The sequence below is a fragment of the Paenarthrobacter ureafaciens genome (genome assembly GCF_004028095.1).
Lineage (GTDB): Bacteria > Actinomycetota > Actinomycetes > Actinomycetales > Micrococcaceae > Arthrobacter > Arthrobacter ureafaciens.
In genome coordinates this window covers 1,853,832-1,880,811 of record NZ_SBHM01000007.1, presented here as the reverse complement: position 1 = coordinate 1,880,811, position 26,980 = coordinate 1,853,832, and the positions used below count along the sequence as shown (strand labels likewise).

General features: G+C 63.4%; 23 protein-coding genes. 4 read left to right on the top strand and 19 right to left on the bottom strand.

Annotated elements, in window-relative coordinates:
• The first annotated feature begins 245 nt into the window (after positions 1-245).
• Positions 246-878, top strand: coding sequence for a uracil-DNA glycosylase family protein (locus AUR_RS13110; protein WP_021471720.1), 633 nt, complete (start codon positions 246-248; stop codon positions 876-878).
• Between the two features lie 150 nt (positions 879-1,028).
• On the opposite strand, the gene AUR_RS13105 is transcribed toward AUR_RS13110, so the two are convergent.
• The 5 genes from AUR_RS13105 to AUR_RS13085 all read right to left on the bottom strand — a co-directional run bounded on the left by AUR_RS13105 (position 1,029) and on the right by AUR_RS13085 (position 5,532).
• Positions 1,029-1,451: a DUF3151 domain-containing protein gene (locus tag AUR_RS13105; protein WP_021471721.1), complete on the bottom strand. Its 423-nt coding sequence runs from the start codon at positions 1,449-1,451 to the stop codon at positions 1,029-1,031.
• Complete coding sequence (gene fbaA / locus AUR_RS13100; protein ID WP_021471722.1) at positions 1,451-2,470, bottom strand: class II fructose-bisphosphate aldolase; 1,020 nt, start codon at positions 2,468-2,470, stop codon at positions 1,451-1,453. The genes AUR_RS13105 and fbaA overlap by 1 nt, the downstream gene beginning before the upstream one ends.
• A gap of 187 nt (positions 2,471-2,657) precedes the next feature.
• On the bottom strand, positions 2,658-3,485 hold the full coding sequence (locus AUR_RS13095; RefSeq protein ID WP_241650921.1) for a hypothetical protein: 828 nt from the start codon (positions 3,483-3,485) through the stop codon (positions 2,658-2,660).
• 237 nt (positions 3,486-3,722) lie between these two features.
• The gene (locus AUR_RS13090) at positions 3,723-4,406 is read right to left on the bottom strand and encodes a TrmH family RNA methyltransferase (protein WP_062095005.1); all 684 of its coding nucleotides are present in this window, start codon (positions 4,404-4,406) and stop codon (positions 3,723-3,725) included.
• A gap of 31 nt (positions 4,407-4,437) precedes the next feature.
• Positions 4,438-5,532: a hypothetical protein gene (locus tag AUR_RS13085; RefSeq protein ID WP_062095002.1), complete on the bottom strand. Its 1,095-nt coding sequence runs from the start codon at positions 5,530-5,532 to the stop codon at positions 4,438-4,440.
• Between the two features lie 202 nt (positions 5,533-5,734).
• Here AUR_RS13085 and AUR_RS13080 point away from each other — a divergent pair, with 202 nt between their 5' ends.
• Positions 5,735-6,565 carry an HAD-IIA family hydrolase gene (locus tag AUR_RS13080; protein WP_031216301.1) on the top strand — a complete coding sequence of 277 codons (831 nt, stop codon included), beginning with the start codon at positions 5,735-5,737 and terminating at the stop codon, positions 6,563-6,565.
• A 9-nt stretch (positions 6,566-6,574) separates the two neighbouring features.
• The gene (locus tag AUR_RS13075; protein WP_021471727.1) at positions 6,575-7,315 is read left to right on the top strand and encodes a tyrosine-protein phosphatase; all 741 of its coding nucleotides are present in this window, start codon (positions 6,575-6,577) and stop codon (positions 7,313-7,315) included.
• Positions 7,316-7,396: 81 nt separating this feature from the next.
• On the opposite strand, the gene AUR_RS13070 is transcribed toward AUR_RS13075, so the two are convergent.
• The 14 genes from AUR_RS13070 to AUR_RS13005 form a co-directional block, all read right to left on the bottom strand.
• The gene (locus tag AUR_RS13070) at positions 7,397-8,545 is read right to left on the bottom strand and encodes an alpha/beta hydrolase family protein (protein WP_128397174.1); all 1,149 of its coding nucleotides are present in this window, start codon (positions 8,543-8,545) and stop codon (positions 7,397-7,399) included.
• A gap of 130 nt (positions 8,546-8,675) precedes the next feature.
• Positions 8,676-9,107 carry a type II toxin-antitoxin system VapC family toxin gene (locus AUR_RS13065; RefSeq protein WP_062094998.1) on the bottom strand — a complete coding sequence of 144 codons (432 nt, stop codon included), beginning with the start codon at positions 9,105-9,107 and terminating at the stop codon, positions 8,676-8,678.
• Between the two features lie 370 nt (positions 9,108-9,477).
• Positions 9,478-10,050 (bottom strand): orotate phosphoribosyltransferase, encoded by a 573-nt coding sequence (gene pyrE, locus AUR_RS13060; RefSeq protein WP_062094996.1) that lies wholly within the window; start codon positions 10,048-10,050, stop codon positions 9,478-9,480.
• A gap of 56 nt (positions 10,051-10,106) precedes the next feature.
• Positions 10,107-12,380: a gluconokinase, GntK/IdnK-type gene (locus AUR_RS13055; protein WP_062094994.1), complete on the bottom strand. Its 2,274-nt coding sequence runs from the start codon at positions 12,378-12,380 to the stop codon at positions 10,107-10,109.
• Positions 12,370-13,599, bottom strand: coding sequence for a D-mannonate dehydratase ManD (gene manD, locus AUR_RS13050; protein ID WP_062094992.1), 1,230 nt, complete (start codon positions 13,597-13,599; stop codon positions 12,370-12,372). The genes AUR_RS13055 and manD overlap by 11 nt, the downstream gene beginning before the upstream one ends.
• A gap of 216 nt (positions 13,600-13,815) precedes the next feature.
• Positions 13,816-15,312: a glucuronide transporter gene (gene uidB / locus AUR_RS13045; RefSeq protein WP_082694486.1), complete on the bottom strand. Its 1,497-nt coding sequence runs from the start codon at positions 15,310-15,312 to the stop codon at positions 13,816-13,818.
• 278 nt (positions 15,313-15,590) lie between these two features.
• On the bottom strand, positions 15,591-16,976 hold the full coding sequence (locus AUR_RS13040) for a mannitol dehydrogenase family protein (RefSeq protein ID WP_062094990.1): 1,386 nt from the start codon (positions 16,974-16,976) through the stop codon (positions 15,591-15,593).
• Complete coding sequence (gene uxaC, locus AUR_RS13035) at positions 16,973-18,373, bottom strand: glucuronate isomerase (RefSeq protein ID WP_128397173.1); 1,401 nt, start codon at positions 18,371-18,373, stop codon at positions 16,973-16,975. The genes AUR_RS13040 and uxaC overlap by 4 nt, the downstream gene beginning before the upstream one ends.
• Before the next feature lie 113 nt (positions 18,374-18,486).
• On the bottom strand, positions 18,487-19,533 hold the full coding sequence (locus AUR_RS13030; RefSeq protein WP_031216309.1) for a LacI family DNA-binding transcriptional regulator: 1,047 nt from the start codon (positions 19,531-19,533) through the stop codon (positions 18,487-18,489).
• Positions 19,534-19,700: 167 nt separating this feature from the next.
• The gene (locus AUR_RS13025) at positions 19,701-20,210 is read right to left on the bottom strand and encodes a flavin reductase family protein (protein ID WP_062094984.1); all 510 of its coding nucleotides are present in this window, start codon (positions 20,208-20,210) and stop codon (positions 19,701-19,703) included.
• A 45-nt stretch (positions 20,211-20,255) separates the two neighbouring features.
• The gene (locus AUR_RS13020; RefSeq protein WP_062094981.1) at positions 20,256-21,614 is read right to left on the bottom strand and encodes a GMC family oxidoreductase; all 1,359 of its coding nucleotides are present in this window, start codon (positions 21,612-21,614) and stop codon (positions 20,256-20,258) included.
• 121 nt (positions 21,615-21,735) lie between these two features.
• Positions 21,736-22,911: an ABC transporter ATP-binding protein gene (locus AUR_RS13015; RefSeq protein WP_128397172.1), complete on the bottom strand. Its 1,176-nt coding sequence runs from the start codon at positions 22,909-22,911 to the stop codon at positions 21,736-21,738.
• A gap of 18 nt (positions 22,912-22,929) precedes the next feature.
• Positions 22,930-24,768, bottom strand: a complete 1,839-nt coding sequence (locus tag AUR_RS13010; RefSeq protein WP_164888682.1) for an ABC transporter permease — start codon at positions 24,766-24,768, stop codon at positions 22,930-22,932.
• A gap of 84 nt (positions 24,769-24,852) precedes the next feature.
• On the bottom strand, positions 24,853-26,085 hold the full coding sequence (locus AUR_RS13005; RefSeq protein WP_082694488.1) for a cytochrome P450: 1,233 nt from the start codon (positions 26,083-26,085) through the stop codon (positions 24,853-24,855).
• 279 nt (positions 26,086-26,364) lie between these two features.
• Between AUR_RS13005 and AUR_RS13000 the strand changes: the two genes are divergently transcribed.
• Complete coding sequence (locus AUR_RS13000; protein ID WP_062094975.1) at positions 26,365-26,955, top strand: PadR family transcriptional regulator; 591 nt, start codon at positions 26,365-26,367, stop codon at positions 26,953-26,955.
• Positions 26,956-26,980 lie beyond the last annotated feature (25 nt).

The following is a 26,980-nucleotide window of genomic DNA, read 5'->3' as shown; positions in this document are numbered from 1 at the left end:
AAGAGGTTCGGGGCTCTTACCAGCCAAGTTTAGCCGATCAGCATACAAAGTCCGGCTTTAAGGGACACCCCGCGGCGCAGGCCGCCCCGTTGCGAACGGACGGCGCGCCGGTGGATATCACCGGTCGTCCAACAGTCCGGTAAGGTTAACCAGCCCCCACCAGCACCCTTTGAGCATCGGCAGCGGCATGCCCGCAGCCGACACTCTTGTGTGCGCGCTGTAACACCTAGGAGACCTAACTTCCGATGCAAGACCTGGCGACTGACTCACCCGAACAACTCCTCTGGAACCGCCGTTACGAAGACCACATCGCCGAGGTCAACTCGCTGTGCGATTCGCTCAAGGAACAGAAGCCCGGAAGCGAGGTCCTCTACATCGACCCCGCGCACAGCATCGACGACTGCCGCATCGTGAGCCTCTTCTCCAACCAGCGCACCACCTCCGGCGAGGGCTTCATCCGTCCCGGCGACGAGGAAGCCACCACCCGCATGCTCGGAATGCAGTGGCAGCTTGGCCTGCGTCCGGAGTACGTCATTCCGTGGAACGCTTACCCGTGGATCGAACCCAACGAGGAGCCGGGCAAGCTCACCCCCGCGAACATCACCGAAGGCCTCAAGCCCCTGCTGCGCCTCCTGCAGCTGCTCCCGCGCACTTCCGCGCTGGTGGCGCACGGCAATGAGGCCCACCGGCTTGCCGACCAGCTCATGAAGGCAGCTCCGGCCAGCATCGCCCGCCGTGGCTTCAAGACGTTCAAGGTCCGCTCCCTGGGCGGCCGTTCCTTCGCCGGAACCCCCGAACGCCAGCAGGAATACCTGGACGCCATCCACGCCGCCTACGCCGAGGCCATGGCACGCACGGGCATCCCCCGCAAGGCTTAGTCTCCCCTCCCCCAACTGACTGGCAGCAGGGGTTGTTCTCAGCGCTCAGAGCAACCGCTACTGCCAGCTACTTGGGCGGTTTAACGACGACGGCGACCCTCACCATGTAGGTGAGGGTCGCCGTCGTCGTTTGTACTTTGTTGACGCGCCTTAGCGGGCTTCCAAAGCCGCTTTCGCGTTCGGGTCCGAGTCGTTCAGGAACTTCTCGATCCGCTCCGGCTCGTCAGCCTCGCCAATTGCGGCAGCCGCCCGGCCCAGCGCGTACAGTGCGCGCAGGAAACCCTGGTTGGGCTCGTGCTCCCACGGGATAGGGCCTACTCCACGCCAACCGTTGCGGCGCAGGGCATCCAGCCCGCGGTGGTAACCGACACGGGCGAACGCGTAGGACTCGATGGTCCGGCCTTCATCCCATGCTTCCTCGGCGAGGATGGCCCACAACAGGGAGGACGTCGGATTCCGGGCAACCAGGTCCAACGCTTCCTTGCCGAGGGCGAGGTGCTGGTACACGTCGGTTTCGGCGGGCAGGAGGGTAGGCTCCGGCCCCATCAGGTTCTTGCGGAATTCGTCGGACATTAGAACGTCTTGCCGGCCGATCCGAGCTGCTGCGCGGCCTCGACGATGCGTGCTGCCATGCCGGCTTCGGCCGAAGCACCCCAGACGCGGGGGTCGTAGGTCTTCTTGTTGCCCAGCCCGCCGTCGACCTTGAGGACGCCGTCATAGTTGGAGAACATGTGGCCGGCCACAGGGCGGGTGAACGCGTACTGGGTATCGGTGTCGATGTTCATCTTGATCACGCCGAAGGAAACAGCGTCCGCGATTTCCTGCTCGGTGGAACCGGAACCGCCGTGGAAGACCAGGTCGAACGGGTTTTCCTTGCCGATCTTGGCGCCGACCTCGGACTGGATCTGCTTGAGCAGTTCCGGGCGGAGCTTGACGTTCCCCGGCTTGTACACGCCGTGGACATTGCCGAAGGTCAAGGCGGTCAGGTAGCGGCCGTTCTCGCCCGCACCCAGGGCTTCGATGGTGGCCAGGGCGTCCTCGGTGGTGGTGTAAAGCTTCTCGTTGATCTCGTTCTCCACACCGTCTTCTTCACCGCCGACCGTGCCGATTTCAACCTCGAGGATGATCTTCGCGGCAGCAGCGCGCTGCAGCAGCTCCCGGCCGATGCGCAGGTTGTCCGTGAGGGTCTCGTGGGAGCCGTCCCACATGTGCGAGTTGAAGATCGGGTCCTTGCCGGCCTTCACTGCTTCCTCGGAAGCGGCCAGCAGCGGCAGGACGAAACCTTCGAGCTTGTCCTGCGGGCAGTGGTCCGTGTGCAGGGCGATGTTGACGTTGTAGTTCTTGGCAACTTCACGGGCGAACGCTGCGAAGCCCAGCGAACCGGCCACCATGTCCTTCACCGAAGCGCCGGACCAGTAGGCTGCGCCACCGGTGGAAACCTGGATGATGCCGTCCGATTCGGCCTCGGCGAAACCGCGGATCGCAGCGTTCAGAGTCTGCGACGACGTCACGTTGACCGCAGGGAAGGCGAAGCCGCCGGCCTTTGCGCGATCGATCATCTCGGAGTAAATCTCTGGGGTTGCAATGGGCATGGTGACTCCTATGCTGAATTCGTCTGTGGGCGGGTAACCCTGGAGTAGACCGCTTACGGCTAGCACCATCCTAGCGACAACCGCCCGGGCGCCGTGTTTCGGGTCACTTGGGCTGGTAACACTTCCGCTTCGATGGCGCGAGATGGCATTTAATGGCAATCCCGACCATTGGGATTGCCATTAAATGTCATCTCGGTGCCCAGCCTCGGCTCAGGAGCGCGCGACGCACCTTGTGAACGACGGCGGGCCTGTCGCCTTCAAGGTCGCGTTTGGAAATCCGGACCTCCAGCCAGCCATGGGCCAGCGATTTTTCCTGGCGTTCGATGTCCCTCAGATGGTGCTCAGGGCCGCCATGGTGCCGCCCGTCGTATTGAAGGGAAATCTTATACTCCCGGTACGCTCCGTCAGGCCACAGCACAGCTTGCCCAAGGTGATTGCGCACCACAAGGTTCAACTCTGGCTCGGGAAGCTTCGCGTCGACCAGTGCCAGCCGCATGAGGGTTTCCGGAGCAGAATCAGCCCCCACACGGATGAGTTCCAAAGCTGCCCGGGCCGTTCGCACTCCCCGCATGCCCGGGTGGCGGCGCACGATCTGCTCCAGTTCATCAGTAGAGCATATGGCGGCTTTAGGAACAGGGAAGTCGGGACCGTGGGAGCACACCAGGTGGTCGCCGGCGGCAACGAGGTCTTCCACGTTCAGGACGGCGGCCAAGTCCAGCCATGTCCGCGCAGGCGAGGTGAGTCTGACGCCGTCGTACTCGACCGCCTCCTCGGGAAGAAGCGTGAGGAGGTGACCGACTACGTTGGTCCTCCGCGGAAAACTGAATCCCCTGCGTCGTGCGAGGTGGATGCGCCAATCACCACTGACGTTGGCAGGCAAAGGCATATCCCAGATCCTCGCCGCACTCAGCGAAGCCAGCACTGAGGTGTCATCCAGATCCGTATAAGCGCGCAGGGCGGCAGTTCCGGCGGCACCGGACGCGGCGGGCACGCGTATGCCGCGCGAAACAAGCACCAAATCCTTGGCATGGGTCCGCGACCGCGGTACGCCCGCCTTGTCCGAAGCGCGCACAGAGAATGAACCAGTTGTGAGATGTTCCGGTAGTTCTTTTCTGCGCATGCCCCATTCTGGCTACCCAAGCTGTGCCTCGATCGGGTTATCCACAGTTCGCACTGCTCACCCCGCGTCGAGATGGCACTTAATGACAATCCGCCCGCCCTGCATTGTCATCAAATGTCATCTCGGGGAGGGCTAGACGGGCTGGCTGAACACGTGGCGCCGGACCCACGCGTGCATGGCGATCGCGGCTGCGGATGCTGCGTTCATGGAACGCGTCGAGCCGAACTGCTCAATGGAAAGGGTTGCGACTGCGGCATCGTGCACCTCGGGGGTCAGGCCCGGCCCCTCCTGGCCAAACACGAGGACGCAATTCTTCGGGAGGTCGTAGGTCTCCAGCGGCACCGAATCCGGGAAGATATCGATCCCAATGATCGCCAGCCCCTCCCCCTTGGCCCACTCCACAAAGTCCTCCACCGTGGGGTGGTGCCGGACGTGCTGGTAGCGGTCGGTGACCATGGCACCGCGACGGTTCCACCGCCGTCGACCAATGATGTGGACCTCCTTGGCGAGGAAGGCATTGGCCGTACGGACGACGGTTCCGATGTTGAGGTCGTGCTGCCAGTTCTCAATGGCGATGTGGAAGGAGTGGCGCTTGGAATCCAGGTCCGCGACGATCGCTTCGTGCTTCCAGTACCTGTACTGGTCCACCACGTTGCGCCGGTCGCCGTCCCGCAGGAGGTCCGGGTCCCAATGGTCGCCTTCGGGCCACTCACCTTCCCAAGGCCCGACGCCGACCTCCGGTTTCGCCTCCGCCTCACCGTCGGTGGCGGCGCTTGCAGGGGTGGGCTCGGTTGCTTCGGGGGGAAGGTCAGTCACCCCTCAACTTTAGCTTCGCCCTTCGGCGCTCCTAACCGAGCTTCCACTTGTTGATGCGGTAAGAATTGGCCAGCTGCTGTATCAGTCCCGGGTGGGCGTCCCAGTACTCCTTGTGTCCGCTGACTCCGAGCATCTGCGGCGTTCCCCAGGGCGTGACCGAAAAGAGGTTGACGGCCTGGATCTCTTCACCGCGGGCGTTGGTGCACGTGAACCCAATGACTACAGCAGCGCCACGGCGGAATTCCCGGATCTCCGGCATGCTGGTTGTGAAGTCCGAGGCGCACTTATGGCCAACCAGGTTCTGCGGCAGCTCCGTTGCGGTCATGCCCTTGAACCTGGCTTCGATCTCCTCAATGGCGGCCTTTACCTTTGCCGGGTCCTTGCCGTATTTGCCCTCTTCGGACTCGGCGAAGAACGCGTAGGCGAGCGCAATTCCATCGCCGTCCGTTTCCGTTGTGCCTTGCGCCCTCTTCTGGATCTCAGCCCCCGTGGTGGGGTCCTTCGTGATGCCGAACGACTCATCGTGCGTCCACTCAGCCAAGTACTGGAAAGACGACTCCCCCGTGACCCACTTGCTGAACTGCGGGTCGCCGTCCGCGGGGACGTTGGACGGGCCATCGAAGCTTTCCCACACCGAAGGGAGGGCAATGGCGCCATCGGGCATGCCCGAGGCGTCCGAGTCCTCCGATGGTTCCTCTGCTGCAGCCTCGTCGCTGGCCGGCTGGTCGCTTGCGGGCGCCGATTCGGCCGGGGACGGCTCAACCGTCGACGTCGGATCCCCGGCGGCTACGGGCTTGGTCATCGAGGGGACCAGCCACGTGAAGACCACCACCAGGGCAATAATGACGACGACGGCGAGGCCACCGAGGATGAACAACAGCGGCTTCTTGTTGGGGTTGCGTTCGGGTTGGTTGCGTTCGGGTTGGTTGCCTCCGAATTGGTTGCCGTCGAACGGGGCGCCGGGTGCTGGATATCCGGGCTGCGCGGTGTAGTTGGGTTGGGCCGGCTGGCCGTGCTGGGCAGCGTTGGCCGCGTGCGGCGGCTGGGGAACGCCGTCGGGGTTGTACGGGGGCTGGGGAACGCCCTCCGGGTTGTACGGCGGCTGGGGTGTTCCGTTGTTGCTCATGCAAGGCCTTTCAAGCGCTGGGACCGGCCCCGGATTGCCTGAGCCCTCCCAACAGTAGGTAGGTCCAAGGTGTTGCGCGCAAGTCAAAACGGCTTTCACAGATGGGTACTTCTACCCACATAGAAAGATTCAAAGGTGTCTGGCCGCCCCAAAAATGGAAGACTGGGATGCAGTGAATGACCAACCCCAGCCGGAGGCGAATATGGCAGATGAAACCGTGCCCACCACAACCAAATCGGTGTACCGCAGCGGCAAGGAAATTGAGTGCTGGCTGACGGACATGGACGGCGTCCTGGTCCATGAAAACCAACCCATTCCCGGTGCTGCCGAACTTATCCAGCGCTGGGTTGATACCTCCAAGCGCTTCCTCGTGCTGACCAACAACTCCATCTTCACTCCCCGTGACCTCGCGGCGCGGCTGCGTGCCTCGGGCCTTGAGATCCCGGAAGAAAACATCTGGACGTCCGCCCTTGCCACCGCCCAGTTCCTGAAAGACCAAGTTCATTCCTCGGACTCCGGAAACCGCGCCTACACCATTGGCGAAGCAGGCCTCACAACCGCCCTGCACGAGGCCGGCTTCATCCTTACGGATACCGATCCCGATTTCGTGGTGCTCGGCGAAACCCGCACCTACTCCTTCGAAGCCATCACCATGGCCGTCCGCCACATCCTGGCCGGTGCCCGCTTCATCGCCACCAACCCGGATGCCACGGGTCCCTCCAAGGACGGCCCCCTTCCCGCGACCGGGGCAATAGCTGCCATGATTACCAAGGCGACGGGTCGTGAACCGTACATCGTAGGAAAACCGAATCCCATGATGTTCCGATCCGCCATGAACCAGATCGATGCCCATTCAGAGACCACTGCAATGATCGGCGATCGCATGGACACGGACATTGTTGCCGGCATGGAAGCAGGCCTGCATACGGTCCTGGTGCTGAGCGGCATCACCCAGCGCGAGGAAATCGTGTCCTTCCCGTTCAGGCCCAACCAAATCCTGAACTCGGTGGCCGATCTCAAGAGTCAGATCTAGGAGATCACCATGGCTGTGCTCAATCTGCGTCCCTTGGCTGGAGGCCGGATACTCAGGGGGAGCCAGCCCTTCGGCCTCGATGCTGCCGGCACTTCGAACTTCCTGGAGCAGCACGGGATCCAAGCCATCATGGACCTCCGCAGCGACCTCGAGCGCAGCATTGTGCCTTGGCTGGTGGATTCGGGCGCGGACGGCAGTGTTCCCCCTGCAGGGACGCCGTCCCGCGCCGGAACAGGGGCGCCGTCCCGCGTCGAAGTCATTCATAACCCGTTGGACCCTAATGCGGTGGCAGGGTCCTTGCAGGCAGTGGAAACACCCGAGGATCTGGGTGAGCTCTACCTGGGTTGGCTCCGGGTCCGCCCGCAGTGGGTGGCCGACGCCCTCCGGCCTGTGGCACAGGGCCGGCGCACACTGGTTCATTGCTCCCTGGGCAAGGATCGGACCGGGGTGGTCTCGGCAGTGGCGCTCATGGCTGCAGGCGCGTCGGATGAGGCCGTCGTGAACGATTACACCGCCACAACAGCAAACCTCCCCGACGTCTTGAAAGTCATGGCGGACACCTGGCGCTTGCACGTTCCGTCCACCCCGGCCCAGTACTTCAGTCCGGACCTCATGATCCTGCAAAGCCCGGAAGCGGCCATCCGGCATTTCCTGATGGGATTCGCCAGGGAATTCGGTGATGCCCGCGCCTTCCTCAATGAGGCCGGCCTGACCGCCGTCGAGGTTGAGAGGCTTCGCGACGGTTCCTGAGGCACGGCTCCCTTCAGATCAACCGGACCCAGCCCAACCGGAACAGCCCCAACCAGCCCAGCTCAGCCGACGCCGGTCACCTCAAGCCGGCCGGATGATGCGCCCGTCCGGCGTCCGGTAGGACGGTTCTTCGGGTGCCGGCGGTAACGGATCGAGCTGGTTCTGAATGTGCTCAATCAGCGGCCGGTAGACGTCGGGATTCCATTGGGGGCTGGCGTGGGCCGGCCGGGCGCCTGCGGTGCTCAGGATCGGAAGCTTCATGTTCTGCGCAAATACTTTGCTCCACCCGGCCCGTGCAGTGAGGTAGTTGACCGTCCCGTCGGCCGAGTTGCCCATGTACGCCATCTTGGCCGGACCCAGCTTCCCGACGAAGCGCAAGCCATCAAAGTGGTAAATGTAGGCAGATTCGGTCTGGATCAGAACGCTGGACGGCGCGATCGGAGAAAGCTGCTCGGCCGTTTGGTCGAGGATCTGCCGCCAGGAACGCTCATCTTTGTGAACCACCCGCTCCCCCAGCTCGTAGCCGCCGCGAAGTACCGAGGGAATCCTGAAACCGTTCTCGTAGAGGAACACCACACCGTCGAACCAGCTCTTATCCAACACGTCGGCACGGTTGAACGGGCTTGAATCGAGGACGATGAGTTCCGTCTCACCGCCATGCAACTCCAGGAGGCGGGCAGCCACTTGCGTCGCGAGCATTCCGCCGAAGCTGTGTCCGTAAAAATAGAGCTTCTCGAGGCCCAGCTCACGGACGTAGAGGATTACCTCGCGGACCACCTCGTCAACGTCCAGCCCCAGGTTGGAATATCCCACGGCAGCCAGGCGGCCCCGCTGGTGGAGCGCCGGACGCAACGAATTAAGGATCCACTGCGCTTCTTCCCAGCTGGTTTTGTAGCCCGGAAAGAGGATCCAGCTGGCTTTAGGGAAGTACAAATCGGAGAACTGATCCGGGATGCGGAGGATTTTTGGTGCGCGCCGCTCAGCCTGCACGTGGCGGGTGAAAAGCATGTCGCCCGCCAGGGCCGCCGACGCGCCCGCAGCCACCAGGAAGTTACGGCGGGACGACTTCTTCAGTCGGGCAGCGTAAGGCAGGATCCGGGCCCACGAACCCGGATCCTCCGCTGGCTCCGTCCCTGCCCCGGGCCCACGGCCCGGCTCAGGCTTGGCGGGCCGCGGGAGGTCTTCTTCCACTTCCGGCGGTACCGGAAGCTTCCCTACCTGAACGCCCACGCAGCCAGCATAGGCTTCGAACGCACTCCCTTACAGCCCTGTGGAAACCGCACCGCCGATGCCCTTAGGATGCGCCCTCGGAGGATTGCCCTCGTCCCTCCCGACCCGATGATTTTGCCTGCTTCTGCCCTTAACCGAAGATTTCTTTGAACGAGTATGCCGACGACCAATCCGGGTGTTGCTGAAGCCTGTTCAGGACGTCAGTCATGTTCTTATCCGACGTCATGACGACGGTCGCAGCCGCGGCAGAAGCCACATGTATAGCGTCAAGGGATTTGACGTGGAACGGAATTTCCATGGCCCGGTCCAGAATGGCACTGGAGATAGGCATCACTGTTATCTGCTTCAAGAAGAGATCGACCTGCGCGCCGAGGTTATGGTTGCCGTCCCTCACGGCTACACGTGCCGCCTCCAACTGCGTGAGTTTGCTGGTGCATAGCTGGTTCCAGAGGTCCGCTTGGTCAAGGTAATCCAAGAGCGATTGACGGGAGGGATGCTGAGGCGTAAGGAGCCGGATCAGTGAAGATGTGTCCAAATAGCATCCCGCGCTGACGATCGGCATCAGTAGCGCTCTCCTTCGCGCATTGCATGAAGGGTAGCCTCGGAGTCAAAGGTCACCGTGGATGCCATAACGACGTCCCTCGCCGACCGGCGCTGAGCCGTGACAGCTCGGTGGACGGCTTCAACTTCGTCGTGATTTCTCAGGACAGACGCCGGAACTACGTACGCCACGACGTCCCCGCGCCGGCCATAAGTTACAGGTATGACGTTGCCTTCGCGTACCTGCCGGAGGATCTCGCTGGACGAGTGATTAAACTCCCGGCTCGTGACGCTGTTTTTGACCTCCACAAAGAGTCCTTCCCGCTGCCCTGAGGTACTACTGTAGTACCTCAGGGCAGCGGGCGGCAACGTTTTTTGACGCGCCCGGACGCTTAGTCGAGTCCCAGCTCATCCTTGCCGAAAGCGAAGAGGTACGGGACACCCGTTTCGGCTTCGATCTTCTCTTTCGCGCCGGTGTCGCGGTCGACGATCACGGCAACGGCAACCACGTTGCCGCCGGCCTTGCGGACACCCTCGACGGCGGTCAGTGCGGATCCGCCCGTGGTGGAAGTGTCCTCGAGGACCACAACAGTGCGGCCTTCAACGGACGGACCTTCCACCTGGCGGCCCATGCCATAGGACTTCTGGGCCTTGCGGACCACGAAGGCGTCAACAGCGCGCCCGGCGTCGGCGGCTGCGTGCATCACAGCGGTACCGACGGGGTCGGCGCCCATGGTGAGGCCGCCGGCGCACTCAACCGGGATCCCGGCGTCGTCGATCATTGCCAACATGACCTGACCCACCAGTTTGGATGCCTCATGGTGGAGGGTGATCCGGCGCAGGTCGATGTAGTAGTCAGCTTCCTTGCCGCTGGAGAGGATCACCTTTCCGCGGACCACCGCCAGTTCTTTGATGAGTTCAAGAAGGCGGGCGCGGGCAACTGAGGTCTCAGGCGAGGAAGTCATGGCTTCTATTCTACGTAAGGCCGGGAGCAGGAAATCGAAGTGCTGCGAGCGGGAAATCAGAGCCGGGTGTCGAAGGAGTCACAGAACACGTTGTCGTTGAACGTCCCTTGGAACTCCGAGTTGCCTTGGATCTTGTGGATCGTCGCGCGGATGGCCTCCCTGGTTCCTGCGTGGGCGTGAATGGCGGTTTTCACCATGGGCACGTCGATCAGGTGGTTGGGCTGGTTCAGCGAGACGAACACAGTGGGAACTTCCGTGGCGTACCAGGGGATTTCGGCTGCCATGGGTGATGACCACTTGATGCGGATGGCCGCTTCCTGCGCGAACCCCTTGACGTTGGCAAAGACGAAGGCAGCGTCGTAGCGTTCAGAGTAATCCGCCGTGGCTTCCTCTGAGAGGACCCGCATGAAGTTCATCCCGGTCTCCCCCGCGGCTGAACGCTGCTCAGCCGTTTTGAACACGTCAACCGAGAAGCCCGCAGCTTCGAGTTCCTCCTTCACGGTGTCCAGGTAGGCGAGCGGGTCAGCACGGGTGAAGTCCGCACCTCCGGAGATCCCGTAGAGCCGGATACGTTTGTGGGTTTCGGGCCTGATCGGGAGGTTGTTCGCGGTGTCTTTGACCAGGGTGACGGTCTTGTCCGCGATCTCGGCGGCCGCAGCCTTATGGGCTTCACTTCCGATGACCGACAGCGCATCCGCCGACGGAACCAGGGATTCACGGGAAGCCGTGTGCAGCCCAAGGCTCGCCTTGATGCCGAGAATCCTCCGGAGCGCATCCTGCAATCGCTCCTCGGTGATGACGCCGGACTTGTAGCCGTCCAGCATGAATTGGAAGTCCTCCTCCGGGTTACGGAAGAAGAGGAACATGTCGCAACCGGCAGCGATCGTCGCAGGTACCAGGTCCCGGCGCTTCATGGCCTGGGTCAGGCCAACCATCAGCGAGGCGTCGGTGAGCACCAGGCCGTTGAAGCCCAGTTCACCGCGGAGCAGGTCCTGCAGCAGCTCAGGGGCAAGGGTGGCGGGACGGATTTCGGAATCAGTCATTCCGGGCCGGAAGTGTCGCGACACCTCCGGGGCTCCGATGTGTCCCACCATGATCGACTGCACGCCGTGCCCGATCATTTCGCGGTACACGTGACCGTACGTCCGGCTCCATTCCTCGTAGCCCAGCGTGTTGTATGAGGTGACCACGTGCTGGTCTCGCTCGTCGATGCCGTCGCCGGGGAAATGCTTCATCGCGCAGACGGTGGGTGATTCGCTGATGCCGTCGAAGTACTCCTTGGCACGCTCCACCACCATCTCCGGAGTATTGCCGAAGGCACGGGTGGAGATGACAGTGTTCCGCCAGTTGTAGTGGATGTCCACGATCGGCGCGAACGCCCAGTTGCAGCCAAGGGCGGCGGTTTCGACGCCGGCAACCCGGCCCATCTGCCGCGCGATCCCTTTGTCAGGGTGCGAACCAGCCTGCAGGTGCGTTGAAACGAAAGTGCCGTCGTCGCAACTTCCAGCGCCGCCCATCTCCGGGTTGGAGGCGACCAGCAGCGGAATCCGGGTCTTCGACTGTGCGTACCTGATGTGCTTCTGCACCGCACCGGAGGGGCCTGGCCTGTACCGCATGCCGCCCACATGGTATTTCTCCAGCACCTCGTCGAGGTACTCCGGGGAGTAGTCGTTGTTGTGGTTGATGAAGAGCTGCCCGATCTTTTCCTCCAGCGACATTGTGCCGATGGTGGATTCCACCCACTGGACAGCGGCGTCATCCAGGTTGAAGGGGGCGGCTTTCAGGTCCACTGGGAACCGGGCCGCGGCGTCCTGGATATTGCCGCCCTGGGCTCCGAGCAGAAACTCCGCGGCGCGGTCCACGATCTGGTCCACGGGATTTTCGATGTCCACCATTACTCCGTCTTCGTCGGATTGGAGATGTTCAAGGGTAGCCAGTTGTGAGTCCAGGAGGGAGGTTGGCATGAAGTGGCCGGGGCGGTTGTTCATGCGTTCATTGAGGAGTTCGCGTGTGCCGTGCAGGTGCACGAATGCCACGGTCGGGTCGCCTTCGCGGATGATGTCGCGGTAGGCGCGCTTGAGCGCACTGCACGCGATCACCAGGGCCGCGTCCGACGTCGAGAATCGCCTGCCGATTTCGGCCAGCCAGGGTGCCCGGTCGGCGTCGTTCAGGGGTGTGCCGGCGGCCATCTTGTCGATGTTCGCCTGCGGGTGGAGGGAGTCGCCGTCCAGGAACTCGGCGCCGAGCCGTTCGGCCAAGGCCGCACCGACGGTGCTCTTGCCGCACCCGGCGACGCCCATGACCACCACGTGAATCGGTTTACCAGTCATGAACGGTGCCGTCCACGAGGCGGTTGTAGGGCAGGTAGGCCTGCTGGTACGGGTAGGCCGCGGCGGCTTCTTCGTTGAATTCGACGCCGATGCCGGGGTTGTCGCCCGGGTGCAGGTAGCCGTCCTTGAAGGTCATGGACTGTTGGAAGACCTCGTTGGTCTTGTCCGAGTGCTGCATGTATTCCTGGATGCCGTAGTTGTGGATGGCCAGGCCCACATGCAGCTGCGCGGCGAAGCCCACCGGGGAGATGTCCGTGGGCCCGTGGAAGCCGGACTTGATCTGGTACTGCGCGGCGAAGTCCATGACCTTCTTCAACGGGCTGATGCCACCGAAGTGGGTGGACGCGGCACGGACGTAGTCGATCAGCTGTTCCTTGATCAGGGTCTGGTAGTCCCACACGGTGTTGAAGATTTCACCGATGGCCAGCGGGGTGGTGGTGTGCTGGCGGACCAAGCGCAGGCCCTCCTGGTTCTCGGCCGGGGTGCAGTCCTCGAGCCAGAACAGGTCATACGGTTCCAGGGCCTTGCCGAGCTTGGCGGCCTGAATCGGGGTCATGCGGTGGTGGCCATCGTGCAGCAACGGGATTTCGGGGCCGAACTCGTTCCGCACGGCTTCGAAGACGGTGGGCAGGTGGCGCAGGTAGGCGCGGGTGTCCCAGTCCTCCTCCAGCGGGAAGTTGCCCCGGCCTGCAGGTTCGTAATCGTAGCGCTCCCCCGAGGCCTGGGCCTGCGCGGCAACACCGTACACGGCCTTGATCCCCGGGACGGCGGTCTGGATACGGATGGACTTGTACCCAAGTTCCAGGTGCTCGCGCACGGAGTCGAACAGCGAAGGGATGTCCGAACCGGAGGCGTGGCCGTAGGCGCGGAGCCCGTTGCGCGAGGCGCCGCCCAGGAGCTGGTAGACCGGCATGCCGGCCATCTTGCCCTTGATATCCCACAACGCCATATCGACGGCGGCAATCGCGGCCATGGTCACGGGGCCGCGGCGCCAGTACGAGGACCGGTACAGGAACTGCCAGGTGTCCTCGATCCGGTGCGGGTCCTTCCCGATCAGCAACTGGGCCACGTGCTCCTTCAAGTACGCGGCGACGGCGAGTTCCCGGCCGTTCAGCGTGGCATCACCGATACCGGTCACACCGTCCTCGGTGGTGATCCGCAGGGTGACGAAGTTACGGGACGGGCTGGTCACAAAGACATCAGCAGCAATGATTTTCACAGCTTTTCCTTTCGGGACAGTGCTGGTGGCGAACGAAGGGTTAGCTCTCGGCGGAAAGCAGGGGTGTAAGTGCCGGGATCTCACCCCTCGGCGAAGTTGAAACGAGTCTAGGATGATTGCGCGCTTTTGGCAATCGGTTGCCAAGTCGCGCGGGATGGAGAGTGGAGTCGGGGCAGGGCACCAGTTGACGCGGCTACCAGCTGACGCGGATCCCGACTAACGCGACCCCTGGCTGAGCGAGCCTTTGCCGCGGGATGCTTGCACGGATTCCGGCGCGGGGGCTTCCACGCTGCCAATGGCCCCGTCCGCGCCGCGCCCGGGCACCGGACCGCCGTCGTCGTGGGCTTCTTCAGCGCCGCCCTCCTGCGGACGGCGACCCTCCTGGACGGCCCGCCGCGCTTTGATCTCGTTGACGATTTGGGCATGCATGGCGTCGGTCAGCTTGTACTTGGCCATAACGGCGATGGCGAGGATCACCATGATGGCAGGCAGCGCACCGGCGGCGAACTGGATTCCCTGCAGGGCCTCCGGGCTTTGGGTGGCGCCGGACTTGTAACCGCCCATGGCGAGGGCGTAGGCAGCGAGGGCGCCACCAACAGCCTGCCCGGTCTTGCGGGTGAAGGAGAACAGCGCGTAAGTGATGCCTTCGGTACGGACACCGGTCTTCCACTCACCGTATTCAACAGTGTCAGCCTCAAGCGCCCACACCACGATGCTCACCGCCATCACGCCGAGCATGCTGACCAGCAGGCCGGAAAAACCGATCCAGGTCAGGGCTGCCGGGGTGAAGAAGATCATGGCACCGCCTACTGCGCTGAGCGCACCTGCTGCGACGTATACCGCCTTCTTGCCGAACCTGTGCACCAGCTTGGGCATGAACGCTGCGAGGACGAACGTCATCACCAGTTGAACGATGGACATCACGGCATACAGGTCCAGCCGGCCGAGAACATCGCGGAGGTAGTACAGCTGGACCGAGGAGAGCGCCATGTATCCCGTGAGGAACAGGAACGAGCTCAGGCAGAGCATCAACAGTGGACGGTTGGTCTTCAGCGTGTCCATGCTCTGCTTGAAGGAAACCTTGGGGACCGTCCGGTGGACCCGCTCTTTGGCGGTGGCGAACGTGAAGAAGTAGAGGGCTGCGCCTATCACCACGAAGATCAACGTGATGGTGGTGAAGGTTCCTTGCAGGTCGGCCCCGGGCTTGATCAACGGTGCCACGAAGATACCCAGAGCGGAACCTACCAGCAGCGCACCCACCATGCGGGCTGAGCCAAGCTTGGCACGGTCGCCCGGGTCTTGGGTCATCGCCCCGGCCAGAGACCCGTAGGGGATGTTCACCAAGGAGTATGCCAGGCCCAGCGCCGCATACGTGACGTAGGCGTAGAGCAGAGTTCCGGTTTCCCCAAGCTGCGGCACCGAGAAGGTGGCCACGCTCAGGAGAAGCAAGGGAATGGAACCGAACATGATGAACGGCCGGAATTTGCCGAAGCGCTTGCTGTAGGTGCGATCCACGAGCCGGCCGGCAAACACGTCAGCGAAGGCGTCGAAGATCCTCACGACCAGGAGCAAAGTGCCCGCAGCGGCAGCAGATATGCCGGCGACGTCCGTGTAGTAGACGAGGAGGAACATGGTGGCCGTGGTGAAGGCCAGATTATTCGCGGCATCGCCGGCGCCATAGCCGAGGATGCTGAGCTTGCTGAGCTTTTTCAATGCGGGCTCCTTTACCCTTCGCGTCATTGCGGACCGGACGTACTCTGAGCAGTGCTTTGGCGACTGGAGTGGCGAACCCGGATTGTGCAGCTGTTGTAATTCTAGTCACGTTGGCAAGAGTTTGGCAATCGGTTGCCGCAAATTTCCTTGAGCTGTTTTCCTGAGGGCCGACGCACAAGAAAGCCCGGGCGGGCAGGGAATACCCCCGCCCGCCCGGGCAAATTCTTCGGCGTGGCCAAACCCGCGAACGGCGCGGGACCGGCCCGGAAGACCTGCTGCTAGGCCGCGGTGCCGGACCGGACTCCACCTGCGCCGGCTGCGGCCGCAGCAGTTGGAGCACCATCCAGCAAAGGTCCGCTAAGCCCGTGCACAAGCTGCACAACGTCGCCGTCACGGGCCAACTCGTCATCCAAAAGGGCAAGCAGTGCCTGGGTCCGCGCAGCGCCGGACAGCAGGTCCGCCTGGGCGATCGCTTCCGATTGCGGGTCCTGCCCGCCGGGATGCGCGGCCACATACGCCGACCACGCAGCGATCATCCGCGCCGCCGCAGCACCCGTGCGGCCATCGCCGCGCTCGGCCCGGAGCACCGGCACCGCACGCATGCGGAGTTTGGTGCTGCCATCCACACCAATCTGGGCAAGGTGGTGGGCGATCCGCGAGTTGCCGAAGCGTTCCAGCAACGCGGTCCGGTACTCCGGCACCTGCAATTCTTCTCCGGGCAGATGACGGGCCGCCTCGTCCCAGAACTCTTCGACGGCCTGCCGGCACGCTGTGTCTTCCAATGCCTCGGCCACGGTGGCGTGGCCCCGGAGTTGCCCGGCGTAGGCGAGGATCGAGTGGGCGCCGTTGAGGAGCCACAGCTTGCGGTTCTCATACGGTTCAATGTCTTCCACGAACACCGCTCCGGCATCTTCCCAACGCGGCCTACCTGCCGGGAAGTCCCCGGACAAAACCCAGTTATGGAAAGGCTCCGTGACCACGGGCGCGTCATCGAGGTAGCCGCAGGACTCGGCCACCAAGGCCACGTCTTCGGGAGTGGTCCGGGGTGTGATGCGGTCAACGGAGGTGCTGACGAAGCTGACGTTCGCGCCGATCCATTCGGCCAGCCCGGCATCAACCTCGCGGGCCAGGGAAAGCACCCCGTTCCGGGCTACGTTTCCGTTGTCCGAGAGGTTGTCGCAACTGACGACGGCGAGCGGCCCGGCGTCGTGGTCCTTACGGGCGGCGAGGCCCGCGACCAAGCGGCCGACCGGCGTCGTGGGTTCACCTCCGGACAGCAGGACGGGCAAGTCCGCGGCGCCCAATCCGTACGCCGCCTCGGTGATGGTCAAAGTCACCACGGCGGTGGAAGGAGCGGCGAGGAGGTCAAGGAAGCGGGCCACATCAGCACCGTCGACGGCTTCGACGATGCTGCCCACCACTTCAAAGGAGTCCCCGGCGTCGGAGCGTTCCACGACGGTGAACAGGCCATCCTGGGCGGCCAGGACAGTTGCCGCGTCGGGCCTGCGTCCGGTGAACGAAGCGATGCCCCACTCCCCTGCATCGCCGGCGTGCTGGGTGTACCAGGCTTGGTGGGAGCGGTGGAAAGCGCCGAGGCCCAAGTGCACGATGCGTACTGGCGCCGCCGGGGTGGTGCGGCTCAGCCGCGCGCGTGGAGTGCTCATAGTTTGAACACCCGGCGTGGGGAGCCGTCGACGATGTCGAGGATGAGCTCGTGGGCACGGTCTTCGGAAACCCTGTGTTCGGCCACCAGGCGGGCAAGGAAGGAAGCTTCGATCCTGCGTGAGGCGTCATGCCGGGCGGGGATGGAGCAGAAAGCGCGGGTGTCGTCGATAAAACCGGACGAACGCGAGAAGCCTGCTGTCTCGGTGACGGCGGAGCGGAAGCGCAGCATGGCATCCGGCGCGTCCAGGAACCACCACGGGGCACCAAGGTAGACCGAGGGGTAAAAGCCCGCCAGCGGCGCGAGTTCCCGGGAGAAGACAGTCTCATCCAAAGTGAACAACACCAGGTGGAAGTCCTTGGCCGTGCCGAAATCCTGCAGCAGGGGCCGGATCCCTTCGGTGTAATTGATGGCGAACGGGATGTCGTGGCCGGTGTCCGCGCCGAAGGCCTCGAACGTCGGCTGATGGTGGTTGCGGTAGGAACCCGGGTGGATGGTCATGACCAATCCGTCTTCCACGGACATCCGTGCCATCTGGTACATCATGTGGGCCTCGAACGCATCGCGGTCCGCGGCTGTGGCCTTGCCGGCGCGTGCCTTCTCGAAGAGCGCTTCCGCGTCGGCTTGATCCAGCTTCAGGGTTGCCGGCGTCCGCACGCCATGGTCCGCGGACACGGCACCGTGGTCCACAAAATAGCGACGGCGGTTTTCCAAAGCGGCGATGTAGCCGGCGTAGCCAGTGCCGCCGTCTCCGGCGGTTTCGATCAGGCGCTCAACGTTGGCGGCCCAGGCAGGGTGGGCAACGTTCAAATACGCGTCCGGGCGGAACGTCGGCAGGACGCGGCCGTTGAAGCTGGCGTCGGCGGTCAGCGCCTTGTGGCTGGCCAGGTCATCCAGGGGATCGTCCGTGGTGGCAAGGACCTCGATGTTGAAGTCCTTGAAAAGCTGCCGCGGACGGAAGTCCGGTTCGGTGAGCTTGGCCGAAATAGCGTCATAGCTTGCATCGGCGGACATCCCGGAGAGGTCGGCACCAAGCTTGAAAACCTGTTCGAACTGGGTCCGGAGCCAGTAACCGGAGGCCGTTCCCTCAAAAAGGGGCCAGGCTTCAACGAACCTGCGCCAGACTCCGCGCGAGTCCTGGGAGTCGCTGGCATGAAGCTGATCCATGGGCACCCCGTCGGCGTGGATCAGGCGGGTGACGTAATGGTCCGGGCTCACCAGCAATGCAGCGGGATCCGGGAACGGAGTGTTCTGCTCGATGACAGCGGCGTCAACGTGGCCATGGGGAGAAATGATGGGCAGGTCCTGGACGCGCTCCAGCAAGGACCGCGCAATGCTGCGGGTCCCGGGATCAGCGGGCAGGAGCCGGTCAGGATGGGCTGCAAGGGACTGTGACATAGGTCAATCTTCGGTTTCCCGATGAGGTTTTGTCAACCGGTTGCCAAAAATTGCCACTCGATTGCACCGAGCATTGCCTGAGGTCTGCAGGGGCCCTGCATCGCGGAAAAGAGTTAGCTAAGCAACCTGCCGCTGGAACCCCGCACCACGAGTTCCGTCTCGACGCTCACCGGGCCGGCCGGCGCGTCGTGGCCATGCAGCACGTCAAGCAGGATGGTCACAGCGCGGGTGCCGCACTCGCGCAGCGGGGACCGCACGGTGGTCAGCGCCGGCGTGGTGAAGTCCGCGCCAAAGATGTCATCGAATCCCACGATGCTGATCTGGTCCGGAACCTGCATCCCACCGGCTTGGAGTTCCTGCATGAGGCCAATGGCCAGGAGGTCGTTGTAGGTGATGACCGCCGTCGCACTGCTGTCCAGGACGTCGCGCGCTACTTTCCTGCCGCCGTCGACGGTCGGTTTGGACGATTCCAAGCGAACGGCGCTCAACTTGGACCACTCGCAGGCGGCTTTGACACCCTCCCAGCGCCGGGCAGTCATCCATGATTGCTGCGGCCCCGCGACGTAGGCGATGTGCTCGTGACCGTTGGCAGCCAGGCTCCTGACAGCCTCCCCGATGCCCTTGTTGACGTCAGGAACCACGCAGGGGACGCCCTCTATCTCGCGGTTGATGACCACCACAGGTTTGTCCCCGGCCAAGGACCGGATGTTGTCGTCGTCCATGCGCGGACTGGCGAGGATGAGGCCATCCACTGTGCTCAGCAAGCGCCGGGCGGCAGTGACTTCGGTTTCCGGCGACTCCGAGGACTCTGCGAGGACCAGCGTGTAGTCGCGTGCAGCGCCGGTGGTTTCCGCTCCGCGGATGATGTCAAAGAACGTGGGGTTGGTGATGTCCGCGACGATTAGTCCGATGGTCTGCGTCCGCCCCGTGGGGAGCGCCCGGGCAAAGGGGTTGACCTGGTAGTTCAGTTCAGCAGCCGCATCTTCGATGATCTTCTGCGTCTTGGCGCTGACCCTGCCCGGCTTGCTGAGGGCGCGCGAAACAGTGGAAGGATTGACGCCCGCCAGCTTGGCGATGTCGTAGATGGTGGGTGAGGACTTCTCTCCGCGTCCGCGCTTGGCAGGGGCAGTGGAGGTTCCGGTGTTCGTCGCTTCAGTCACCGCTCCATCGTAGTGCGGTTTGGCAACAAAAAGCAGGACGGTTGCCAAAAACGCTCTCTCACCTTCCGTCCCGATGAGCCGGCTCCTCTCTCGATTTCTTGAAGAAAGTGATAGAGCGTCGCCCAAAACGGGCTGTTATGTGAGAGAGCATCGGAGGGGGCGGGCGGTCAGGCCCACGGCGCGAAGGTCCGGCGCAAGTAACCCAGTGGCACCTGCCCGGTATGGGATGCCTGCCGCACGCGGCCAATGACAATGACATGGTCGCCTGCGGGGATGGTCTGTTCCACGTCGCAATCGGCATACGCCACAGCATCGTCCACCAGCAGGGGGTTGCCCAGGATGCCGGGCTCGGTGCCAAAGTCTGAGCACAGGGCGGTATCGCGGCGGGCAAAGGCGAGCGCCGCGCGGGAACCGTTGCCGGCCAGGATGTTGACCCCGAACGATCCCCGCTTCAGCACCGGTTCCACCGCCCGGGAACCAACCGCAAGGCTGATCATGATCAAGGGCGGATCGATGGAGATTGAGGCGAAGGCGTTGACAGTCATTCCGCCAGGTCCCGTGCGGGGGTCCTGCCACGTCACTACCGTGACACCCGTGGGGAAGCTTCCCACGAAGGATTTAAACGACTCCGGGCTGATTTCGGTGGCCGTCAACGACGGCGCGAATTCGATACTCAAGATAGCTCCTTCTGTGAAAAGCTGACTATCGCAGTATTGCACTAGTTAAGGCTTCTTGCCTACCCCTTGCAGGGAAATACCTTCAGCGACCATCCGGGCCACCTTTCGTGCGATCGCCACGTCGGTCAGGAGCGGCGCTGCCCGCACCAACGTGGGTGAGATGGAGGAGTCGGCAACCCTAAGGCCCCGTACGCCCCGCACGCGACCGGAACCATCCACGACGACGGCAGGGTCGCCGTCGCTCCCCATGCGACAGCCGCCGGCGTAGTCCCCCATGGGCTCCACCACCGACCTGAGCCAGCCGTCGAGGTCCTCGGACGGCCGATCCAGGACCCATGCGTCCCCAGCGGCGTCCTGGGGCTCCCGGAGACAGCCTGCCAGGCTCGGCCGGGCCGCCAAGTCGCTCAGATGGCGGTACAGGAGCCGGAAACGGTAGCCGTCCAGGGAATCGGAGAGCATGCCTGCGTCCACCCAGGGTGCGGCGACGGGATCGGGACCGGCTACCTGGACGGTGCCGCGGGAGAAAACCTGTGCCAGGGCGCCTGTGAGACCGCCTTGGCCGTTTGCCATTCCTGTTCCGTTAACCGTCCACGCCATCAAGTCGCCGCTTGCCGTGCCTTCCAATCCCGTGTTCCAACGAGCCAGCATCCCTCCGGGGGAATTTTCCTCAGGTCCGCCGGATACAGCTGTGCCTTCAGTGGCAGCCACCATGCGCAACTGCGGGTGCACCTGCAGCCCCTGTCCCACCGGCAAGTCGAGGACGGGCCTGATGCCCACTGAGTCGAGATAGTCGGCGGGGCCGATACCGCTGCGCTGGAGGATACCGGGCGTCGCCACTCCCCCGGCGCAGAGAAAGACTTCCTTGGCCTCCACGTCCTGCCATGCACTGTTGGCCAGGACCCGAACGCCCACGGCCTGGTAGCCGTCCAGGAGCACCCGATCCACGGCTTCCACCTGCAGCGTCTCGATGCCGGCCACTGAATCCAAACCGCCCCATGCCAGAGGTGAGACACCGAGGACGCCCGGGGCGTTATGGTCCGGAGCCCACGGATGGCCTTTCTCCACCGCTGCACTACGGAAGCCCCGGTCCAGGGCCGTCCACCGCTCCTCCGGAGAGCGCCACAGTCTCAGGGGACCGCTGCTTCCGTGATAGCGCAGGGAACCGAACTCCCGGTCGGCTTCACACTGTTTGAAGTGCGGCAACACTGCCTCGGGAGCCCACTCCACGGCACCTGCAGCGACCCACCCGTCGAACTCCAGGACGTGGGGACGAACGGCCGGGGCCGCGCCACCCTGCGCGTCCCGGCAGTCCAGCAAGAGGACTGACCGCTCACCGTCGCCTCCGAGGTCCCGCGCCAGAGCCACTCCGGCGGACGTGGCTCCTACTACAACGAAGTCCCACATGCGGCTCTCCTTTAAGTCTCAGGCCCCGAGGCCCGGGGTTTGATGTGCATTTAGCAGCTACGTGTTAAAAGGCCGCGGGGGCGGCCCGCACCGGACCGCCCCCGCATCTGCCTGCCAAGCCCTAGCGCTCGAAGACGTGAACCTTTTCAGGCGCGACGCTGATCCAGGCCTCCGTGCCATGCTCCTGCTCCTTGCCGTGCCAAACGCGGTAGACCTTGTGATTGTGGGTCACTACCTGTTCAGCGTGACTGCCGGAGAACAGCTCCATCCGGAAGGTGGCCTTCAAGGCGTTGACCGTGCCGGGACGTTCCGGGGACAGGTGACCGTGCTCGGGCCGGAAGATGGCCACTACCTCATCGCCCTTGGCGAACTCGCCGTGCAGGCGCTCGCTGCGGATCACGCCGAGCGGCGTTTCGATCTCCAGGCCCGTAGCGTCAACAGCGACGACGGTCCCCTCAAGTTCGTTGGTGGAGCCGATGAACGTCGCCACGTAGCGGGAAGCCGGGTTCTGGTACACCTCGCGGGGTGATGCCACCTGGGCAACCTTCCCCTTCTCCAGGACCGCGATCTTGGTACCCAGTTCCATGGCGTCTTCCTGGTCGTGGGTGACGTACACAGCAGCGAAACCGAAGCGGTTCTGCAGGGCAGCAAGTTCGATGCGCAGATCTTTGCGGACCTTGGCGTCAACGTTGGACAACGGCTCATCGAAGAGCACCAGCGCGTCGCCGCTGACCAAGGCACGGGCGAGGGCCACGCGCTGCTGCTGACCGCCACTGATGTGGTTGGGGAACTGTCCGATGATTTCATCGATGCCCACCAGCTTGGCAATGCGGTGGACGTCTTCCTCGATCTGGGCCTTCCGGATCTTGCGGTTGCGCAGCGGGTAGGCGATGTTGTCGAACACGGACATGTTGGGCCACAGCGCATAGGACTGGAAAACCATGCTCAGGGTGCGCTGTTGCGCGGAGAGCTCAATGCGGTCCACGGAGCTGTAGACCGTTTTGCCATCGATATCGATGCGGCCTGAGTCCGGCTGCTCAAGGCCGGCGATGCAACGGAGCAAGGTGGTCTTGCCGCAGCCGCTGGGGCCCAGCAGCACGAGGAACTCACCAGCGCGCACGGAGAGGCTGACGCCGTCGACGGCGGGGACCGCCGCTCCGTTGGCACGTACGAAGAACTTCGAGACGTTGCTGATGGTGAGGACTTCGCGGCTCTCGTGCGACACGGTCACTTCAGGGGCAGGTGCCGCGGCCTCGTGGGCCTTGGTGTTCATAACCGCCATCTGGGGGGTTGTCATGATGATCTCCAGGTTCTTCTAGCGCAGGTTTGCAGGACGGCGACGACGTGATGCCTTGGGGGCCTGGGTCCAGCGGGAGGACCAGCGGCCAAACCAGACTGCCGCCAGAACGGTGACTGTGGACACGACGGCGAGGATCGACGCAAGGACCGAAAGGTCCGTGTATGAGCCGTAGCGGCTCAGCTCCAGCATTTGGAAGCCGATCACGGGGTTGTTTGCTCCGGCGAGGAGCGAAGACGCAGTCAGGTCGGACAGGACCCTGACGAACACCAGCGCCCACGCGCCCACCAAGGCAGGAATCATCAGCGGGAGGATGACGCGGAAGAACGTCTTGCTCTCCGAAGCTCCGGAGATGCGCGAGGATTCGGTCAGTTCCCCGCCGACGCCGGCAACTGCTGCGTCAGCCGAGATGGATGCGTTCGGAAGGCAGAGTGCGCAGTATGCCATCAGCAGCAGGAAGGTGGTGCCGCTCAGGTAGAACGGCGGGCCCGTGAAGAGCAGCACCATGCCCACTACGATCACCAGGGCGCCCAGGGTTGCCGGCAGCTTGATTCCGACGTCGATCACGCGGCCGAAGACCCGGCCCGAGCGGGCGACAAAGAGGGAAACGATGGCGGCAACCACCACAACGATCGTGGCGGCCACGAGGCCCAGGGTAAAGCTGTTCGTCAGGCCCTTCATGGCGTAGGAGTCCGTGAAGATCTTCTCGAAATGCTGGAAACCGAACGATCCCCAATCGATGTTCTGGCGCCACGAGCCGGTCAGCGCCACGGTGAGCAGCGCCAGGCACGGCAACACAGTGGTGAGCAGGACGTAAGCGACCATCCCGCCGCGGGCAACGCCGCGCCACTTGCCCAGGCGCATCGGCGTCGAACGCGTTCCCTTGCCGCCCACGGTGGCGAACTTGTTCGAGCGAAGGATCTTGGACTGGAGCAGCCAGGCACCCAGGACCACGACGGAAATGATGAGGGAGAGTCCCACGGCCACGCCCTGCTTGGGCGGGTAGGAGAACACCAGCAGGTTGACGATGCGCTGGGAGAGCAGGGAGATGTCCGCGCCGGTTCCGATCATGGACGGGATGTCCACAGTGGCGAACGCAACCCAAACCCAAAGCAATGCGCCTGCCGCCACAGCCGGGAGGACAGCGGGGAGCGTGACCTTGAAGAGCGTGCGGAGGGTGCTGGCACCGGTCACGCGGCTCTGCTCCTCGAGGTTGGCGTCCAGCACACGGAGCGCGGGGGCGATCATCATGTAGGTGAAGGCGACGCCGTACACGGTGAAGACCAGGATCAGGCCACCCCAGCTGTAGATGTCCATGAAGGGCGAGGCGTCCGGAACACCGAAGAATTCCATCATCTTGACCCAGGCGCCGTTGATGTAACCGCCGGTGGGTGCGAGCAGCAGGATCCAGCCCACTGAACCGGCCACCGGGGGCAGGAGGAACGGAATCATGGGCAGCAAGTCAGAGAAAAGGCCCATGCGCGCATCGGTGCGCTCATTCAGCCAGGCGAGCGTGCCGCCAATCAGGACTGCGAACACCGTGCTGGCCAGGACGACGATCACGGTGCTGCCCACCAGGCCCAGGATGTCCTGTCCGAGCGTCTCCTCAAGCGGGGCCAGCGTGATCTGTCCGTTAACGACGAAAAGCCGCATCAAGACAGAGCCCAATGGCACCACCGTCAGGGCAATGAAGCCGACGGCGATCACCAGGGAGATGATGTTAAAGGGAGAGAACTTCTTGCCCCCCGGCTTGCGGGACGCCTTGCGACGCCGGGAACCCGGCGTCGGGCCACCGGGGGTCTGGGACCCACCTGGTGGCGGCGCCTTGTCCTCACGGACAGTAATCGTGGAAGTCACAGCTGACATCCGCCTTTCAAAATTTCTACCGCTTTGCAGAATGGATTGCCTTGGGGCCCGTGGTCCGGGGACGAGGCATGTACGTCAGTTCACCGAAACCAAATTGTCCGGTGTGGCCTCCGTCAGCTCGGGAGCTGCGATGTCGACGTGAATATGCCGGGAGGCACGGAACGGCCAGTGCTCCCGCTCGATCTCGGCCGTCAATGTAAAGTTGCCGGTTCCCTTGATGACTGACTCAAGGGCTGCAAGCACCACTGCGCGGGCGATGGTCTTACCGGGGCAGGCATGGAGGCCGGCGCCGAAGGTCAGGTGCGGGTTGGGAGTCCGTCCGATCCGGAATTCATCCGGGTTTTCGAAAACTTCAGGATCCCGGTTGGCGGCGGGGAATACGAGTGCAATCGGTTCCTTGTCCTTGAACAGCTTGCCCTTGTATTCGAAGTCGCCGGCCGAGGTGCGGGCAAAGCCCAGCTGCGGCATGTCCAAGCGCAGGAATTCCTCCAGCGCTTCCGGAATCAGCTCGGGATTCCGGCGCAGCGTGTCCTGGAGGGCGACGTCCTCCACCAGGCGCGTGAGCATGTTGCCCAGGCTGTGGGAGGTAGCCAGCCAAACAATGACGAAGGGCTGGCGGACAGCGCCGAGAAGTTTTTCCTCATCAAGCGGACGGCCATGCGGACGTGCTTGGAGAAGTGCAGTAACAAGGTCCGTCTCAGGGTCACGCGGATTGGCTTTGCGGTCCTCGACGAGGTCGGTTGCCACCTTCATGAGGGCAACATGTGCTTCTGAAACCGTGCCCTGCTCGCGCTTCTGCCCGCCTTCCATGTACTGGTGCAGCCAGCGGTCCAGGTCCTTGGGGTCCACGCCCTCCATGCCGTAGAAACGGGTCAGCGTGTAAGCCATCAGGGGACCGGCGTAGTCACGCTCAAGATCTGCCGTGCCGCGGGCGACCATGCCGGCCACCAGTTCCTCGGCATGTGCGCGGACCTCGGGGGCCAGCCGGTCACCGAGCGGACCGTTGAAGACCGGGAGCATCGCTTCGCGGAAGTCCGTGTGCTCGGGCTGGTCTGCGTGCATTAGGGGCCTGGTCTTGCCGGCCATGCCACCCGGGACAATGTGGGTAACCGAGTTGAGGAACTGCTTGTGGTTCTTTGCCAGCGCTACGACGTCGGAACGCTTGGTCACGGCCCAGAAGCCGCCCCAGCGGTCAGAGCGCGCAATCGGGGCTTCGTCACGCAGTTTGTGGAGGACGCTGTGCGGGTCCTGAATGAACTCCGGGGACATGGGGTCAAAGTCCACCATGTTGTCTTGACTATCGCTCATGCTCACGCCTTTGTTTGCAATGTGATGTGAAACACGTCTGACACTAACGCACAAGTGCAACTCTTACAAGAGATTTCTTGACAGTTGACATTTATGGCCAAGCGGACGGTTCGGCGCCAACCGCAAATTCCGCGAATAATCGGGGACCTTGACCCTCAAAGCGGAACACCACCATACTGGCGGCAACTGAGTTTGGACTATTGAGGGACAAACTAATCCACTTGTGGAATGCTGGGGTAGATACCCTGGTCCCTCAAAGCGAATTGAGAAGGTATGTCAATGTCGATTCCCGCTGAATCCCGGCGGCCCAGTGTGCTGGGGCACGCCATTCTGCAGCTGCTGACCCGCAATGCTGCAAGCGGATACGACCTCAAGAAGAGGTTCTTTTCCTCAGTCGGCCACGGGTGGCACGCCTATGACACGCAGATCTATCGGGAGCTTAAGTCGCTGGAGGCGGCCGGATTCGTCAGCGGCAAAGTGGCCCAAGGGCGTTCCGGCCCCCAGCGCAGGCTTTACACCATCACCGAGGAAGGACGCGAGTCCCTCCGCGAATGGCTGACCTCTGATTTGGACCTCACCAAGGTCAAGGACGAACTGAGCCTGCGCGTCTGGACGGCGGACCTGTTCCCTCCCGGGACGTTCGAAGAGTTCATCATCCAGGCGCGGGACCAGTGGCAGGCATCGCTCGAGCACCAGAAGACCTCGCTGCGCGTACTGCGGGAGGAATACGGTTCAGCAGACGGCTGGGCTCCCGACGAGGTTTTCGGGCGTCAGCTTGCCATCGACAACATCATCGCCGTCACGGAAGCAAAGATCGCCTGGGCAGAGCGCACCTTGAAGGTGATCAGCAGCCGCAACGCGCTGCAGTAGCCGCCGTCGAACACGCACAAAAGAG